General features: G+C 72.6%; 10 protein-coding genes. 6 read left to right on the forward strand and 4 right to left on the reverse strand.

Features of this window, described 5'->3' with window-relative positions; translation table 11 throughout:
- Positions 1-294: 294 nt before the first annotated feature.
- A complete protein-coding gene (locus IE198_RS33935) occupies positions 295-864 on the reverse strand; it encodes a MarR family winged helix-turn-helix transcriptional regulator (protein ID WP_189893769.1) in 570 nt (189 codons plus the stop codon).
- Between the two features lie 152 nt (positions 865-1,016).
- Between IE198_RS33935 and IE198_RS33940 the strand changes: the two genes are divergently transcribed.
- Positions 1,017-2,315, forward strand: a complete 1,299-nt coding sequence (locus IE198_RS33940; RefSeq protein WP_189893812.1) for an MFS transporter — start codon at positions 1,017-1,019, stop codon at positions 2,313-2,315.
- 35 nt (positions 2,316-2,350) lie between these two features.
- Here the strand turns inward: IE198_RS33940 and IE198_RS33945 are convergent, their stop codons facing one another.
- Positions 2,351-4,030 (reverse strand): ATP-binding SpoIIE family protein phosphatase, encoded by a 1,680-nt coding sequence (locus IE198_RS33945; RefSeq protein WP_189893771.1) that lies wholly within the window; start codon positions 4,028-4,030, stop codon positions 2,351-2,353.
- 127 nt (positions 4,031-4,157) lie between these two features.
- Positions 4,158-5,633, reverse strand: coding sequence for an NAD(P)/FAD-dependent oxidoreductase (locus IE198_RS33950; protein WP_189893773.1), 1,476 nt, complete (start codon positions 5,631-5,633; stop codon positions 4,158-4,160).
- 325 nt (positions 5,634-5,958) lie between these two features.
- Between IE198_RS33950 and IE198_RS33955 the strand changes: the two genes are divergently transcribed.
- Positions 5,959-6,756: a TetR/AcrR family transcriptional regulator gene (locus tag IE198_RS33955; RefSeq protein ID WP_189893775.1), complete on the forward strand. Its 798-nt coding sequence runs from the start codon at positions 5,959-5,961 to the stop codon at positions 6,754-6,756.
- Positions 6,757-6,954: 198 nt separating this feature from the next.
- Positions 6,955-8,895, forward strand: coding sequence for a sigma-70 family RNA polymerase sigma factor (locus IE198_RS33960; protein ID WP_189893777.1), 1,941 nt, complete (start codon positions 6,955-6,957; stop codon positions 8,893-8,895).
- Between the two features lie 36 nt (positions 8,896-8,931).
- Here the strand turns inward: IE198_RS33960 and IE198_RS33965 are convergent, their stop codons facing one another.
- Positions 8,932-11,109 (reverse strand): asparagine synthase-related protein, encoded by a 2,178-nt coding sequence (locus IE198_RS33965; RefSeq protein ID WP_189893814.1) that lies wholly within the window; start codon positions 11,107-11,109, stop codon positions 8,932-8,934.
- Positions 11,110-11,792: 683 nt separating this feature from the next.
- On the opposite strand from IE198_RS33965, the gene IE198_RS33970 reads away from it, so the two are divergent.
- From IE198_RS33970 to trmB, 3 genes are all read left to right on the forward strand, one after another.
- Positions 11,793-13,286, forward strand: a complete 1,494-nt coding sequence (locus IE198_RS33970) for an NsdA family TPR-like regulatory protein (RefSeq protein WP_189893779.1) — start codon at positions 11,793-11,795, stop codon at positions 13,284-13,286.
- Positions 13,287-13,396: 110 nt separating this feature from the next.
- Complete coding sequence (gene lhgD, locus IE198_RS33975; RefSeq protein ID WP_229834814.1) at positions 13,397-14,605, forward strand: L-2-hydroxyglutarate dehydrogenase; 1,209 nt, start codon at positions 13,397-13,399, stop codon at positions 14,603-14,605.
- A 514-nt stretch (positions 14,606-15,119) separates the two neighbouring features.
- Positions 15,120-15,911 carry a tRNA (guanosine(46)-N7)-methyltransferase TrmB gene (gene trmB / locus IE198_RS33980; RefSeq protein ID WP_189893782.1) on the forward strand — a complete coding sequence of 264 codons (792 nt, stop codon included), beginning with the start codon at positions 15,120-15,122 and terminating at the stop codon, positions 15,909-15,911.
- The last annotated feature ends 59 nt before the right edge of the window (positions 15,912-15,970 follow it).

A 15,970-nucleotide genomic window follows, 5' to 3' on the forward strand; every position in this document is an offset into this window, starting at 1 on the left:
GTTCCGACTCTATCAGACTCTTTCGGGCCTGATTCCCAGTCAGCGGGAGTTGCCTTCCCGGCCGTTGAGCCGTTGCGACGCCCAAACTCTAGCGGATTTCCCGGGCGGCTCATAATCGAGCTTTCGAAATGAATTTCGGCATGCCGAAATTCTTCCCGACTGGGAGATCGTGCTGAGTTTGGTTGCCGCGTTCGCGGCGGGGATGGTTGCCGAAGAACCGTTCCGGCTCCGTGACAACTCGAAGAACCTTACGGATCAGGAGGGGCGGTGTCAACCTCCCCCCGGCAACCGCTGCTAGTCCAGGTCGGTGAGGCGTCCGCCGGCGTCCGGCTGGTCGTGTTCGACGCGGCGCAGTACGCGAATGAGCAGCTCGCCGAGGAGTGACCGTTCGGCGCCCGAGAGGTCCTGGAGCAGGTCCTCCTCGAAGTTCGTCGCCATGCGCATCGCCTCGAGCCACTTGCTGCGGCCCTCGTCCGTGAGCTCCACGATCACCCGCACCCGGTTGCTCTCGTCCCGGTCGCGGGTGACGAGGCCTTCGCCGGCCATGCGATCGATGCGGTGGGTCATGGCGGCCGGGGTCAGACCGAGGCGCTTGGCGAGTTCGCCGGGACCCATCCGATAGGGGGAGCCGGAGAGCACCAGGGTCTTGAGGACCTCCCACTCGGCGTTGCTGATGCCGAGGTCGGCGACCTGGCGTCCGTACGCGACGTTCATTCGGCGGTTGAGTCGGCCGAGAGCCGAGACCACCTTCTCGACCTGGGGGTCCAGGTCGCCGAATTCACGCTGGTAGGCGGCGATCTGCTCGTCGAGGCTCGGCTCCTGCGGGCCGGGCGTCGCGGAGGCCTCGGGGGTCTCGGTAGGCATGCCCGGAAGTATGGCACGGCACTCATTGGCCTTGAAGTCCTTCGATGTGTACTCTTCAATGTCGAACTTTAGTTTTGAAGTCTTCAGGCTTCAGTCCTTCGGTCCTGCCAAGGCTCCGACGGCTGCCGCCTCCGATCTCGAAGTGGGTGAGTGTGACCAAGGCCAAGGGTGCAGCGATGCGCCGGATCCAGGCGGGGAACGTGCTGAGCGCGTTCGGGCTCGGCTTCACCGTTCCGTATCTCTACGTCTACGTAGCGCAGGTGCGGGAGCTGGGCGCGAGCACGGCGGGCGCCGTGCTCGCCGTCTTCGCGATGGCCGCGCTCGTCGCCCTGCCCTTCACCGGCCGGATCATCGACCGGCGCGGCCCGCTGCCGGTCCTCGTCGGCGCCGCTGGGCTCGCCTCGGCCGGCGCGGCCGGGATGGGGCTCTCCGGCAGCGTCCCGGCAGTCGTCCTCTCCGCCGCGGTCCTGGGTGCCGGTACGGCGGTGATGCAGCCGGCGCTGGCGACCATGATCGTCTGGTGCTCGGAGACGGCTACCCGTACCCGCGCCTTCGCCACGCAGTTCTTCCTGCAGAACCTGGGGCTGGGCGTCGGCGGCCTGATCGGCGGGCACATCGTGGACGAGAGCCGGCCGTCCAGCTTCACCCTGCTGTTCGGCATCGAGGCCGTCATGTTCCTGGTGCTCGCCGGAATCGCCCTCACCGTGCGTCTCCCCCATTCCCCGGCGCTCCCCGGCCGGCGTCCCGCAGACACGGAGGCCGCCGCGAAGGGCGGGCTGCGGGTCCTGCTCGGGCACCGGGCCATGGTGCAGCTGCTGGTCCTGGGTTTCGTCGTCTTCTTCGCCTGCTACGGCCAGTTCGAGTCGGGTCTCGCCGCCTACGGCACGGAGGCCGCCGGTATCGAGCCCGCGACCCTCGGCACGGCGCTCGCCGCCAACACCGCGGTCATCGTGCTCGCCCAGTTCCTGGTGCTGAGGTTCGTCGAGCACCGCAGGCGCAGCCGCGTCATCGCCTCGGTCGGGCTGATCTGGGCCGTGGCATGGCTGGCGGCGGGCTACGCGGGGCTCGGGCACGGCAGCCAGGCCATGGCGACGGCCGCGTTCATCTCCACGTACGCGCTCTTCGGCCTCGGTGAGGCAATGCTGTCGCCGACCGTGGCGCCCCTGGTCGCGGATCTGGCACCCAAGGCCATGGTCGGGCAGTACAACTCCGCCTTCGCCCTGGTGAAGCAGCTCGCGCTGGCGGTCGGCCCGGCGGTGGGCGGGCCGATGGGCGCCGCACTGCACGGCCCGTACATCGTGACCTTCGTGCTGTTCTCGCTCTCGATCACGGTGCTGGCGCTGCGCCTCGGCAAGCGGCTGAGCCCCGCGCAGGATCGCCCGTCGCTCGCCGCGAAGGCCCGGGTGGTGGCCGTGCACAAGCCGGAGGGCGCCGTCGCCCCCGCCCGCTGATGCCAAGGCTCAGCAGGGCAGGGTCGAACGAGAACTCAACGGGGCAGGGCGAACTCGCACCAGACCGCTTTGCCGCCGCCCGGCGTGCGGCGGCTTCCCCAGGACGAGGCGATCGTCGCGATGATGGAGATCCCGCGACCCGCCTCGTCCTCCGTCTCGGCGCGGCGGCGGCGCGGCAGGTGGTCGTCGCCGTCCGTCACCTCGACGATCAGCCGCCGGTCGGTGCGGCGGAGTCGGAGGCGCATCGGCGGGGTCCCGTGCTGAAGGGAGTTGGCGACCAGCTCGCTCACGGCGAGAACACCGAGGTCGTGCAGCTCGGGGGAGAAACGCCAGGAGGCGAGCACCCCTGACGCGAACGCCCGGGCCCGCGGCGCGGCCTCGATCCCTCCCAGCAGGTCGAGGGCGGCATTGTGGAACAGCTCGGCGTCCGCGCCCTGGCGCGTCGGATGCTGCAGCACCAGCACGGCGACGTCGTCGTCGTGCTCCGCGGTCACACCGAGTGAACGGATCAGCCGGTCGCAGACGACCTGCGGACTGCCGGTCGCCCCGGCCAGCGCACGCTCCAGCGCGGCGACCCCTTCGTCGATGTCCTCGCCACGGCGTTCCACCAGGCCGTCCGTGTAGAGAACGGCGGTGGAGCCGGGCGGCAGGTCGATGGCGCCGGAGGTGTGCAGCCAGCCACCGGTGCCGAGCGGGGGGCCGGTCGGCTCCGCCGCCTTGCGAACCGTGCCGTCCGCGTCGCGCACCAGGATCGGCAGATGGCCGGCCGAGGCGTAGACGAGCCTGCCCTCGTTCGGGTCGTGGACCGCGTACACGCAGGTGGCGATCTGGCTGGCGTCGATCTCGGCGGCGAGCCCGTCGAGCAGTTGCAGGACCTCGTGCGGGGGGAGGTCGAGGCGGGCGTAGGCACGGACCGCGGTGCGCAGCTGCCCCATGACGGCGGCGGCCCGCACCCCGCGGCCCATCACGTCACCGATGACCAGCGCCGTACGGCCGGCGCCGAGCGTGATCACGTCGTACCAGTCGCCGCCGACCGCGGCGTCGGTGCCGCCGGGCTGGTAGGTGGCGGCGAAACGCAAGTCGTCGGGCTGCTCCAGCTCTTGGGGCAGCAGCGAACGCTGCAGGGTCACGGCGGTCTCGCGGTGCCGGCGCTCGCTGGCCCGCAGCCGCTCGGCTGCATCCGCGTGGTCGGTGACGTCGGCGGCGAAGACCAGGACGCCCGCGGTCTCCCCGTCGCCGTCGACCCGCTCGGCCGGCAGGCAGGTGACCGTGTACGAACCCTCCCCGCGCCGGTCCGTCGCCTCACCGCTCCGGATCCGGCGGGACTTGACCGTGCGGGGCTTGCCGCTGCGCAGCACCTGGTCCATCAGCGGCAGCAGGCCGAGCTCGATGAGCTCGGGGCACACGTCGGCGGCCGTGGCTCCTGCCTGACGCGTGCCGAAAGCGGCGGCGTAGGCGTCGTTGACATACGCGAGGCGGTGCTCCGGGCCGTGGACGAGGGCGACCAGTGCGGGCACCCGGCCGAGGATCTCCGGTACGGAGAAGTCTTCCAGCGTCGGGACGTCGGACGGGGGCTCCGGCTGGCCGTACTCGCCGCGAGCCGCGGGCACGGAGCCCTCTGACCGCTGCGCCGGGGAGAGCCCTTGGTCGGCCCCCCGCGCTGCGGCGCGACGCTGCGTACCGGGGAGCCTGGCGCTCCAACGCGTGAAGTTCACTGACTTTCTAGCCTCAATGGTTTGTCGCGAAGGGTCACTCTGTGCAGGTGTGAGCCCACCTATGGTCACACGTCCAGTGTGGCCGACCGGACTGACAGTCTTCTTTCCGCAAGGTGCCGAACGGCCGTCATGTCCCCTTGGGACCGTCGGGTGATCCGTCGGCCGACTGCTCCTCCGGTCCTTCCTTCGGGCCTGCGGCCGACTGGTCCCTGGAACCGTTCGCCGGTCGTCCGCCTCCCGCGGCGAGTTCGAACTCGGCACGCGGGTGTTCCAGCGAGCCGAGGGAGACGATCTCACGCTTGAAGAGACCTGAGAGGGTCCATTCGGCCAACACCCGTGCCTTGCGGTTCAAGGTGGGGACCCGGCTGAGGTGGTACACGCGGTGCATCAGCCACGCCGGATACCCCTTCAGCTTGCGGCCGTAGACGTCTGCGACACCCTTGTGCAGACCGAGGGACGCGACCGAACCGGCGTATTTGTGCGCGTACTCCTGCATCGGCGCGCCGCGCAACGAGGCGACGATGTTCTCGGCGAGCACCTTCGTCTGGCGTACGGCGTGCTGCGCGTTGGGCGCGCACTCCGCGCCCGGCTCGTCGGAGGTCAGGTCCGGCACCGCGGCCGCGTCCCCGGCGGCCCAGGCGTGTTCGACACCCTCGACGGCGAGCCGGGCGTCGCACTTGAGCCGTCCGCGCCCGTTGAGGGGCAGGTCGGTGGTGGCGAGGACCGGCGCCGGTTTGACGCCCGCCGTCCACACCAGGGTTCGAGTGGGGAAGCGGGAGCCGTCACTCAGGACGGCGACGCGGTCCTCGCAGGAGTCGAGGCGCGTCTCGAGACGTACGTCGATGTTGCGGGCGCGCAGCTCACGTACCGCGTACCTGCCCATCTGCTCGCCGACCTCGGGGAGGATGCGGCCCTGCGCCTCGACCAGGATCCACCTCAGGTCCTCCGGCTTGAGGTTGTGGTAATAGCGCGAGGTGTAGCGGGCCATGTCCTCGAGCTCGGCGAGTGCTTCCACGCCCGCGTAGCCGCCGCCGACGAAGACGAAGGTGAGCGCCGCATCGCGGATGGCCGGGTCGCGGGTGGACGAGGCGATGTCCATCTGCTCGATGACGTGGTTGCGCAGGCCGATCGCCTCCTCGACCGTCTTGAAACCGATGCCGAAGTCGGCGAGGCCGGGGACGGGAAGGGTGCGGGAGATGGAGCCGGGCGCGATGACGAGTTCGTCGTAGGTGATCTCGACGGCGCCGGCGCCCTCCTCCTCGGTCGCGAGCGTGGTGACGGTCGCGGTGCGCTTGGCGTGGTCCACGGCCTTGGCCTCACCGATGACGATCCTGCATCTGCCGAGGACGCGGCGGAGGGGGACCACCACATGGCGCGGGGAGATGGAGCCGGCCGCGGCCTCCGGGAGGAAGGGCTGATACGTCATATAGGGGTCGGGGGCGACCACGACGATTTCGACTTCCCCGCGCTCGAGCTCGGGCTTCAGCTTCCGCTGGAGGCGCAGCGCGGTGTACATCCCGACGTAACCACCGCCCACGACGAGAATGCGCGTGCGCGGCGGGGTGCCGGGGGTCGTGCCCCGGGTGTTTGCAGCCTTCACCATCCCATGAGGCAACGACCTCAGGAGTTTGTCCACAGGCCCGGCAGATTGTGTGACCGGAAGTCGGCTGCCGCCCGGTCTGCGCCCAGCTCCGGGCAAAAAGGAAGCGACGCAGGTCAGACATGGCGGGTGGGCTGGGGGACGGTGGCGTAATAGGGAGCCTTCCGGCCCTTGCTCCGATCGGGGGGCGCTCTGTGCGGAAGTACCCTCTTCTGAATTGACTCGGGCTCAACTATGTTCGTACCTGGTCGGGGTGTCGGGTACGGCACGCCCGGCGGACCAGGCGGGGAGGTCTCCGGGGGGAGACGACATGACCGGGGGAACGCTCATGCATATTCAGGATTCGCATTGGCAGACTGCTGTCGCACCGACTTCGACGGCGGACGGCCAGGGGAACGGACGTACCGGTTCGGGCGGCATCGGCCGCTCCGCTCCGCTGCGGGTGGACGCGCAGCGCAATCTCGAGCATGTGCTGCGAGCGGCGCGCGAAGTGTTCGGCGAGTTGGGTTACGGCGCGCCGATGGAGGACGTGGCCCGGCGGGCCAGGGTCGGCGTCGGCACGGTGTACCGCCGCTTTCCCAGCAAGGACGTGCTGGTGCGCCGCATAGCCGAGGAGGAGACCTCCCGGCTGACCGAGCAGGCGCGTACGGCTCTCGGGCAGGAGGAGGAGCCGTGGTCCGCGCTCGCCCGTTTCCTGCGCACCTCGGTGGCTTCCGGCGCGGGACGGCTGCTGCCCCCGCAGGTGCTGCGGGTGGGCGTGGACGGCGAGGAGTCGACGGTCGTCGCGGGCGATGTGGGCGACGTGGGCGACGCGGAGGCACTGGACGACGCACGCGTGCCCGAGCAGCGGGTGGCGGCACAGCCCGGCCTGCGGGTGGTGGCTCCTCGTCCGGTTCCGGCTGCGGAGAAGGACGACGGGGGTGCGGCGGATCTGCTGGAGGTCGTGGGCCGGCTGGTGGATCGGGCCAGGGCGGCGGGTGAGCTGCGGGGCGATGTGACCGTGGCCGACGTTCTGCTGGTGATAGCCACGGCCGCTCCCTCCCTGCCGGACGCAGCGCAGCAGGAAGCGGCCTCCGCACGGCTGCTCGACATTCTGCTGGAGGGTCTGCGGCCGCGTTCGGCGTGAGGCCACACACGCCCGTGACGTCGACTGACCGGGTCGGCAGGGCCGCTCAAGCCTCCCCTCGCGGTGGCGCGAAGGGAGCCGTTCCGTGGAACCTTCCCCGGACGAGTGGGTTGGCGTACGGAACGGTTCGGCGCGCAACCGCTCTGTGGCACGCTTTCCCGGTGTCCGGGTCTGTAGGTGCTTACGGGGGCTTCCGCGATGAGCGGTGACGGGCGGAGCGAGTCACTCGGTGGTGCGGCCGGGCGGCCGGAGTCGGCCGACGTGTCCGCCCCCCAGGTGCCGGGCCAGGGCGGCCGCGGCGGATCGGACGCATCAGGGGCGGCGTCCGCGGAGTCCGCGGGCTCTGCCGAGTCCGCGGGCTCCCGGGACCCGTACGCGGTGCCGCAGCAGCGGGAGCACGGCCGCCGCGACTCTGTGCTGCCATCGGCCCGGGTACTTCCGCCGGCCGACGCCGACTTGATCCAGCGCATGCGGGACGGCGACGACAGCGCCTATGCGGAGCTGTTCCACCGCCACTCGGACGCCGTCCGGCGGTACGCCCGCACCTGCTGCCGGGACGCCGACACCGCCGACGACCTGACCGCGGAGGTGTTCGCCCGGACGCTCCAGGCGGTCCGCGGAGGTGCCGGGCCCGAGCAGGCCGTAAGGGCCTATCTGCTCACCACGGTCCGCCGCGTCGCCGCGACCTGGATGAGATCCGCGAAACGCGAGCAACTGGTCGAGGACTTCGTGGCATTCGCCGCGGAGGCGGCCCGCACCACGGACGCGTCGAACGAAAACACTCTCGACCTCGGCGCGGACGTGCGGGCCATGCACGAGGCGGAACAGTCACTCGCCATGCAGGCGTTCCGGTCACTCCCGGAGCGCTGGCAGGCGGTGCTGTGGCACACCACGGTCGAGGAAGAGTCCCCGAGCGAGGTCGCACCGCTCTTCGGGCTGACCGCCAACGCGACGGCGGTCCTGGCGAACCGGGCCCGCGAGGGCCTCAAGCAGGCCTATCTCCAGGCCCATGTGAGCACCGCCCTCACCGCGGGTGGCGACTGCGCACGCTACGCCGACCGGCTGGGAGCCCACGCCCGCGGCGGCCTGCGAATGCGGGCGGAGCGCGGGCTGCGCAAGCACCTGGACGAGTGCGTCAGGTGCCGGCTCGCCGCCGGTGAACTGGCGCACGTCAACGCCGGAATCCCGGCGCTGCTGCCGGTAGCGGTGATCGGCTGGTTCGCCGCCGGGTACTCCGTCAAGGCGGCGGGAATGGTGGCCGGCGGCGCTGCGGGAGCGGGGGCTGCGGCGGCCGCCACCGGGGGCACGTTCGGAGGCGCTGCCGCCCAGGGGCTGGGGGCACCGGCGAAGGCGGGCATCGCGGCGACCGCCGCCGTCGCGGCGGCCGCCGGTCTCGTCTGGGCCCTGTCCGGTGAGCCCGCGCCGTTTACGCAGCCGGTGGCCAAGCCGCCGGTCGCCGAGCCCGCCGCGACGGCGAAGCCGTCAGCTCCGGCGCCTGAGCCGCCCGGGCGGCCCGTACCGCCTGCGCCGGAGCCGCCCGGGGCTCGGGCGGCGAAGCCGACGTCGACGACTCCGAGGACCCCGACTCCGAGGCCCACGCCGCCGAAGCCGAAACCGGCCCCGCCGCGGGAGCCGTCGACTCCGCCGCCCGTCCCCGGATCGACGCCTTCGCCCACGCCGCCTCCGCCCCCACCGGCGCCCGAGGTCTACCAGGTGAACCGCCTGCCGTACGGCAGATTCGGCGACCACACCGGCCCGGAGGTGCGCCTGGGCCAAAGCAGCTGGTTCTGGCGGCGCTCGGGCATGTCGATCGCCGGCAGGCAGTACGCCCACGGGGTGACCACCCACGCCGAGTCATCCATCACGATCGACCTCAACCGCCGGTGCACGACCTATGCCGCCCTCGTCGGTGTGGACGACCTGACCCGCGGTCTGCGGCTGGGTGCGGTGCGCTTCTCGGTGTACGGCGACGGGACACGGCTGTGGCACTCGCCCTTGGTCCGCGGTGGGGAGCCCGCAGTGCCCGTGAACGTGCCGCTCCTGGGCGTCCGCACCATCCGCCTGGTGGTGGAGCCGCAGACGCCGCTGGACCAGGCGGCGCCGGCTGACTGGGCGGAGTCGCGCATCAGCTGCGTATAAGTGGGTCGGGCGGCCGGCCCGTGCACCCCGCGCCCGCTACGACTGGAGCGTCGGCCGGCGTGGCACTCCGCCCGCGACCGCGCGTTGCCTCGGCGCCGCCGTGCCCGTCCAGCACGTGCCGCGGCGCGACAGGAGCCGTCGCAGCCACAGCTCCGTGGAGATCAGGTCCGCCAATCCGTCCAGCGGCACGGACTCGCCCTCCGACGCCGCGCGCAGCGCCTTGCGGACGACGCGTGCCTCGACCAGGCCCGCGTCCGCGAGCAGCGGCGCCTCGAACAGGGCCAGCAGGTTCGGCAGCGCGGCCCGCAGCCCGGCGCGGGCCGCCGCGGCGGTCGATGCGTGCGTCGGGGAGCCCCAGCCGGGCGGCAGTTCGTGGATGCCCGTGCCTGCCAGGACCGTGCGCAGGACGGCCGCCCGCGCGCCGGGCTGGACGCGCAGGGACTCAGGCAGGTCGCGGCAGGCCCGTACGACCTGGTTGTCCAGAAAGGGCGCGTGCAGGCGCTGGCTGCGGATCTCCGCGGCCTGTTCCAGGATTCTGTGGTCGAAGGCGTGCCGGGAGAGGGCCGCCCGGGCCCGAGCCTCGCCGGGCCGTTGGACGGAGGTCGGTCTGGCCGCCGCCTCCGTCAGCCGAACCGATACTTCAGCGAGCGCCTCCCCGGTCAGCCAGCGCGCCGCCGGCCCTGGCCGGGACCAGGCCAGCGCGGCCAGGGAGGCGCCCACGGCGCCGTTGCGCAGGGCGGGTCCGGGCCGGTTGGCGAGGAGCAGATGGTCGGCGGCCGTCTCGAGGCCGGTGCGGTAGGGCGTACGGGCGAGTTTGCGCGCCGCGCGGTACACCGTCAGCGGGACGAACAGGGCCTGCGGCGAGGGCCGTTCCGACCGGGCCAGTGCGGTGACCGGCCGCAGCAGGTGCCGTCTGCGCCGGTCCAGCAGCAGGTCCGCCAGCCGCGCCGGATGCGCGTCCAGCACCTGCCGGGCGCCCGCGCCGGTGAAGTGGTCGGCGCTGCCGGCGGCCAGTCGGCCCCGGTGGCGTTCGGCGGTGACGAGCGACGGCGCCGGCTCGTCCGTCAACGGCCCTGATTCGAGGTTCGCGTACGGCAGGCCTTCCTCGCCGGCGGCGACCACGACATGGTGCAGCCGTGGGTCGGCGGCGATGGCGCGGGCCCGTTCCAGTTCCGGTTCACGCAGCTCGCGGCCGCTGGTGGCGAGGTCGTTGAAGGTGACCGCGAGCAGCCGTTCGCCGGCGCCGGTGCCGTGCCCGAGAACGGTGCCGGGCACGCCGGGCAGACCGGCCGCCAGCAGCGCGAGGGTGCTGGAGGCACTGCCTCCCGAGAGGTCTGCGCCGATTCCCGGCGCGGGCGCGCCCCGTGCGGCGCGGCGTTCGGCGGGCCCCATGCCGGGGACGGGCCCCGGATCGGGCGGCAGGGTCTCCGGCGCGTGCCGGGGCGCGGTCAGCCTGGCACGTACGGCCTCCACCAGTGCGTCCCGTACGCCGTCGATGGCGCGGGCGGCCTCGACCTGAGGGGCGGCGACCGCCAGCGAGGCGACCGGCTCGTAGCCGGTGATCTCCCGCGAGCCCTCCCGAAGGATCAGCGCATGGCCGGGCGGGATGCGTCTGACCCCGGCATAGGGGGTCGAGTCGCGCAGCGCCTCCGGTGTCTCGGGGCAGGCGAGCAGCGCGGCCAGGTGGCCGATGTCGAGCTGGGCCTCGATGAGGTCGGCGAGCGGGAGGGCGGCGGTGGCGTAGGCCGTACCGTTTGCCCACGGGGTGTAGAAGACGGGCCGGGCGCCCGCGAGGTCACCGACGACGGTGATACGGCGTCCGACCTGGACGACGACGGTGTAGCTGCCGGCCCATGCCGTCAGATGCCTCAGTGCGCCGCCGCGGGCCGCGAACAGGCCGACGCGCAGTTGTTCGTCGCTGGCCGCACAGCAGCCGAGAACGGCGAGCCGGGTCACGGCGGCGGCACCGGTGGGGCCGTACGCACCGGCGGGGCCATGGGCACCCGCGGCGGAGTAGGGCCGCTGGTGCGGTGCCGCGGTGATGACGCGCACCTCGTCGGGGCGCCAGTCGCCGACCGCCCACAGCGGATCGGGGTCACCCCACAGGAGTTGGGCTCCGACGGGGTGGACGGTGCGGCCTTCCTCGGACGCTCCGACGGCTCCCGCCGTGCCGAAGTTCGCGGCGATACTGCTCCACCCCACCAGCCACCGCATCGCCGCCTCCCCAACATTGCCGAAGCCGTTCGGGAACATGCTGCCACGAAGGAGGCGCGTGCGAGGGGGTCCGGGTAGCGCGCGCAAAAAGTGAACGCGCCCCTGGCATTGGCGATTTGCCGACGGTGTTGAAGCCGGCCGGGAGAGCCCCGACGGTCCGGCCAGGCCTCGGGAACGGCGGGTCGGACAGTCGAGATTCGGCCATTCTCGGGGCGCCGACCGCCCGCCCGTTTGGCGTCAACACACGGACCGGGAGGCGTAGTTCACCTCCCGGACCCTGTCCACCGCCCGCGGGGATTGAGGCGGTAGTGTCCCCCAGCCCGCTGGTTCCAGTGCGCAGCGGGCCGACCCACGCAGGTCTCATGGAAGCGCTCCCGCCTCTGACCGGCCAGAGCGCACATGCGGGCGCACGGCCACACGGCGGGAGCACGAGGGCAGTGCGGCGACCGCCCCCGCGGACCACAATCCCGCCATAGGGAAGTTGGCCCCTTAACGGTCGGGATGCGGCGAACTACGCTGGGTTTACTGATGTTCTCCACAGGCGCGCATATTCCGCAGGGCTCGGCCACACGCTTTTGCAGCCGGGACCGGTCGGAACGAGGGGGCTGCGAACCGGGAGAACCCAGCACGAATGCCGTGCGCGGGCCGCGCACGGCAGCCGTCTGCGTGTCGAGGGGTGGCGCATGTCCAGGGAGCAACGCGGGCCGAACGAAAAGCTCGGCACGGTTCTCGCCCTCGCGGGAATCAGCAACGCGGGCCTCGCGCGGCGGGTCAACGACCTCGGTGCCCAGCGTGGTCTGACCCTCCGGTACGACAAAACGTCGGTGGCCCGGTGGGTGTCGAAGGGCATGGTGCCGCAGGGCGCCGCGCCCCATCTCATCGCGGCTGCCATCGGGGCCAAGCTGGGCCGCCCGGTGCCGCTGCACGAGATCGGGCTTGCGGATGCCGACCCGGCCCCGGAGGTGGGGCTGGCCTTCCCGCGCGATGTCGGCGAGGCGGTGAAATCGGCCACCGAGCTGTACCGGCTGGATCTTGCGGGCCGCCGGGCCGGCAGTGGGGGGATCTGGCAGTCGCTGGCCGGATCGTTCGCCGTGAGCGCCTACGCGACGCCCGCGTCGCGCTGGCTGATAACCCCGGCCGACCCGTCGGTGGAGCGGCTGCTCGACACCACGAACGGCTCACCGGTCACCTCCGACCCCTCCGCAGCCGCGCTCTCCCCTTCCGACGCGCCGGACACCCCTGACACGGCCGACACGCCCGCACGCGTGGGCCACAGCGACGTCGCGAAACTGCGGGAGGCGGCGGAGGACGCCCGCCGCTGGGACTCCAAGTACGGGGGCGGCGACTGGCGTTCGTCGATGGTCCCCGAGTGCCTCCGCGTCGACGCGGCCCCGCTGCTCCTCGGCTCGTATTCGGACGAGGTGGGCCGGGCGCTGTTCGGAGCGACGGCCGAACTGACCAGGCTGGCCGGCTGGATGGCCTTCGACACGGGGCAGCAGGAGGCCGCGCAGCGCTACTACATCCAGGCGCTGCGGCTCGCCCGCGCCGCCGCGGACGTCCCGCTCGGCGGTTACGTCCTCGCGTCGATGTCGCTGCAGGCGACGTACCGGGGCTTCGCCGACGAGGGCGTCGACCTCGCCCAGGCGGCGCTGGAACGCAATCGCGGGCTCGCCACCGCCCGCACCATGAGCTTCTTCCGGCTGGTGGAGGCGCGCGCCCACGCCAAGGCGAACGACGCGGCGGCCGCGGGTGCGGCGCTCAAGGCGGCGGAGGGCTGGCTGGAGCGTTCCCGGGAGGGCGACGGCGACCCGACGTGGCTGGGGTTCTACTCGTACGACCGGTTCGCGGCGGACGCGGCCGAGTGCTACCGCGACCTGAAGGCGCCGCGGCAGGTGCGGCGCTTCACCGAGCAGGCGCTGTCCCGGCCCACCGAGGAGTACGTGCGCTCGCACGGCCTGCGCCTCGTGGTCTCCGCGGTGGCGGAGCTGGAGTCGGGCAACCTGGACGCGGCGTGCGCGGCGGGCACCCGCGCGGTGGAGGTCGCCGGGCGGATCTCGTCGGCGCGGACCACCGAGTACGTACGGGACCTGCTGCACCGGCTGGAGCCGTACGGCGACGAGCCGAGGGTCATGGAACTGCGGGAGAGAGCCCGCCCGCTCCTGATGACGCCGGCCTGACGTCCGAGGCCCGACCGGTGTCCGGACCCCGGGGGTGTGTGTCCCGCGTGTCGGCTGGTTTAAGCGCATTGTCGGCGGGCCAGTGCACTATCGGGGTGGGAGGTGACGCGGTGAGGGCGTCCGGGCATGACTTCGACTGCGACGTGCTGGTGGTCGGCGGTGGCATCGTCGGCCTCTCCACGGCGTACGCGCTCACGCGTTCGGCTCCGGGGACACGGGTGACCGTCCTGGAGAAGGAGCGCGGCCCTGCCAGACACCAGACGGGGCGCAACAGCGGAGTGATCCACAGCGGGATCTACTACCGGCCCGGTTCGCTGAAGGCGCGGTTCGCGGTGCGGGGCGCCGCCGAGATGGTCAAGTTCTGCGCCGAGTACGGCATCGATCACGAGGTCACGGGCAAGCTGATCGTCGCGACGGACCGGGACGAGCTCCCTCGGCTCCACGCCCTGGTCCAGCGCGGCCGGGAGAACGGCATCCCGGTGCGCGAACTGGGCCCGGCGCAGATCACGGAGTACGAGCCGGAGGTCCGCGGCCTGGCCGCGATCCACGTGGGCACGACCGGGATCTGCGACTACGGGGCGGTGGCCGCGCAGCTCGCGACCGCGTCCGGCGCGGAGGTGCGGTACGACGAGGAGGTCACCGTCGTCGACCGCCGGCCGTGGGGCGTCGCGGTGCGGACGCGCACGGGCACGGTCGTACGGGCCCGGGTGCTGGTCAACTGCGCCGGACTGTACTGCGACCGGGTGGCGCTGCTGGCGGGCGACGACCCCGGAATGCGGATCGTCCCCTTCCGCGGGGAGTACTACGACCTGGCCCGCCCCGGCCTCGTACGCGGCCTGGTCTACCCGGTGCCCGACCCCGCCTTCCCCTTCCTGGGCGTCCATCTCACCCGCGGCATCGACGGCGGCGTCCACGTCGGGCCCAACGCGGTCCCGGCGCTGGCCCGCGAGGGCTACGACTGGTCGACCGTCCGGCCCCTGGAGCTCGCCGGCACGCTCGGCTGGCCCGGCTCGTGGCACATCGCCCTGCGGCACTGGCGGTACGGGGTGGGTGAAGTGCGCCGGTCGCTGTCGAAGCGCGCCTTCACGACGTCCGCCCGCCGGCTGCTCCCCGCTCTGACCGAGGACGACCTGAGGCCGGCCCCGGCAGGCGTGCGGGCGCAGGCGGTGCTGCGGGACGGGACACTGGCGGACGACTTCCTCATCCGCGAGGCCCCGCGGACGGTCCACGTCCTGAACGCCCCCTCCCCGGCGGCGACGGCCTCCCTCCCCATCGGCCGCGAAATCGCCCACCGCGCCCTCATCGCCCTCTCCGCCTGATCCGACGGCCCCCACGCGTTCCGGCGCGCTCCCGCCCCCGGCGCGGGAGCCCACCGAGGAACACGCTTCACAGGACCAGCCCGCCGCGCGAGCGGTAGCCGGCCCGCGGTGCGCCAGAGGGCTCGGCCCCGTTGCGGCGCGACTGCGCCGCCGGCACGGGAGCCCCGAGATCCGACCGCTTCACCGGACCCGTCCACTGTCAGGGCGGGGCCGGCCCGCCACGCGCGAAGCGCTCGGCGTGCCCTTGTTCGCACGGGCGGGCCATTCCCCCGCCGAGGGGACCCCTGCGACGCCCCGCCGTCCGTGCCCTGACCCGCGGGCGCGCTGGAGTCGTTCGGGCGCAGCCCCACACCGCGGCGGGTCCTCGGCCCTTTGCCCTTGAGCCCAGCAGGGTTTCGGGAAAGGGCGGGGCGGGGGCCTCGCGCCCGGACGCCTCTGCGGCCACGGCCGCCGGCCGCGCACCCGGCCCGCGAGCGGTCGCCGCCGCTCCCGCACTCGTAGAATCGGGAGCACTGTGTCTGAGCCCCGTAACTCCACTCCCGACGCCCCTCGCCACTTCATCCGCGCCAAGGGCGAGCCGCGCTTTCCCGGTGGGCCCGCCGCCGATCCGGCCGGGTCGCATCATGAGCGGCGAATCCGCAGCTTCCAGCCGCGGCGCAGCCGCGTCACCGCCGGGCAGGGGGACGCGCTGCAGCGGCTGTGGCCGGTGTGGGGCATGGACATCGACGGGCACCGGGTGCTGGACCTCGACGAGATGTTCGGCGGGCTTCCGGTCGTCCTGGAGATCGGCTTCGGGATGGGCGAGGCCACCGCGCAGATGGCCGCCGACGACCCGGGGACCGGGATCCTCGCGGTCGACGTGCACACCCCCGGCCAGGGCAATCTCCTCGGTCTCGCGGAACGGTACGGCCTGTACAACATCCGGGTGGCCAACGGCGACGCGATCATCCTGCTGCGGGAGATGCTACCGCCCGGCTCCCTCGACGGTATGCGCGTCTTCTTCCCGGACCCCTGGCCGAAGAAGCGGCACCACAAGCGCCGGCTGATCCAGCCGGACTTCCTCAGCCTCGCCGCCCAGCGGCTCAGGCCGGGCGCGATCCTGCACTGTGCGACCGACTGGGAGCCGTATGCCGAGCAGATGCTCGAAGTGCTCTCCGCACACCCCGACTTCGAGAACACCCAGGACGACGGCGGTTTCGCGCCACGTCCCGCGTTCCGGCCGCTGACCCGCTTCGAGGGGCAGGGCCTGGACAAGGGCCACAAGGTGCACGACCTGCTGTTCCGCAGGGTCCGGCCGCAGGCCTGAAACGGGCGCCGGCGCCCGCAATGTGCTTCGTACCATCGCCAGTTGTCAGTGCGCCTGGT

The organism is Streptomyces xantholiticus (assembly GCF_014651015.1).
Taxonomy (GTDB): Bacteria; Actinomycetota; Actinomycetes; order Streptomycetales; family Streptomycetaceae; genus Streptomyces; species Streptomyces xantholiticus.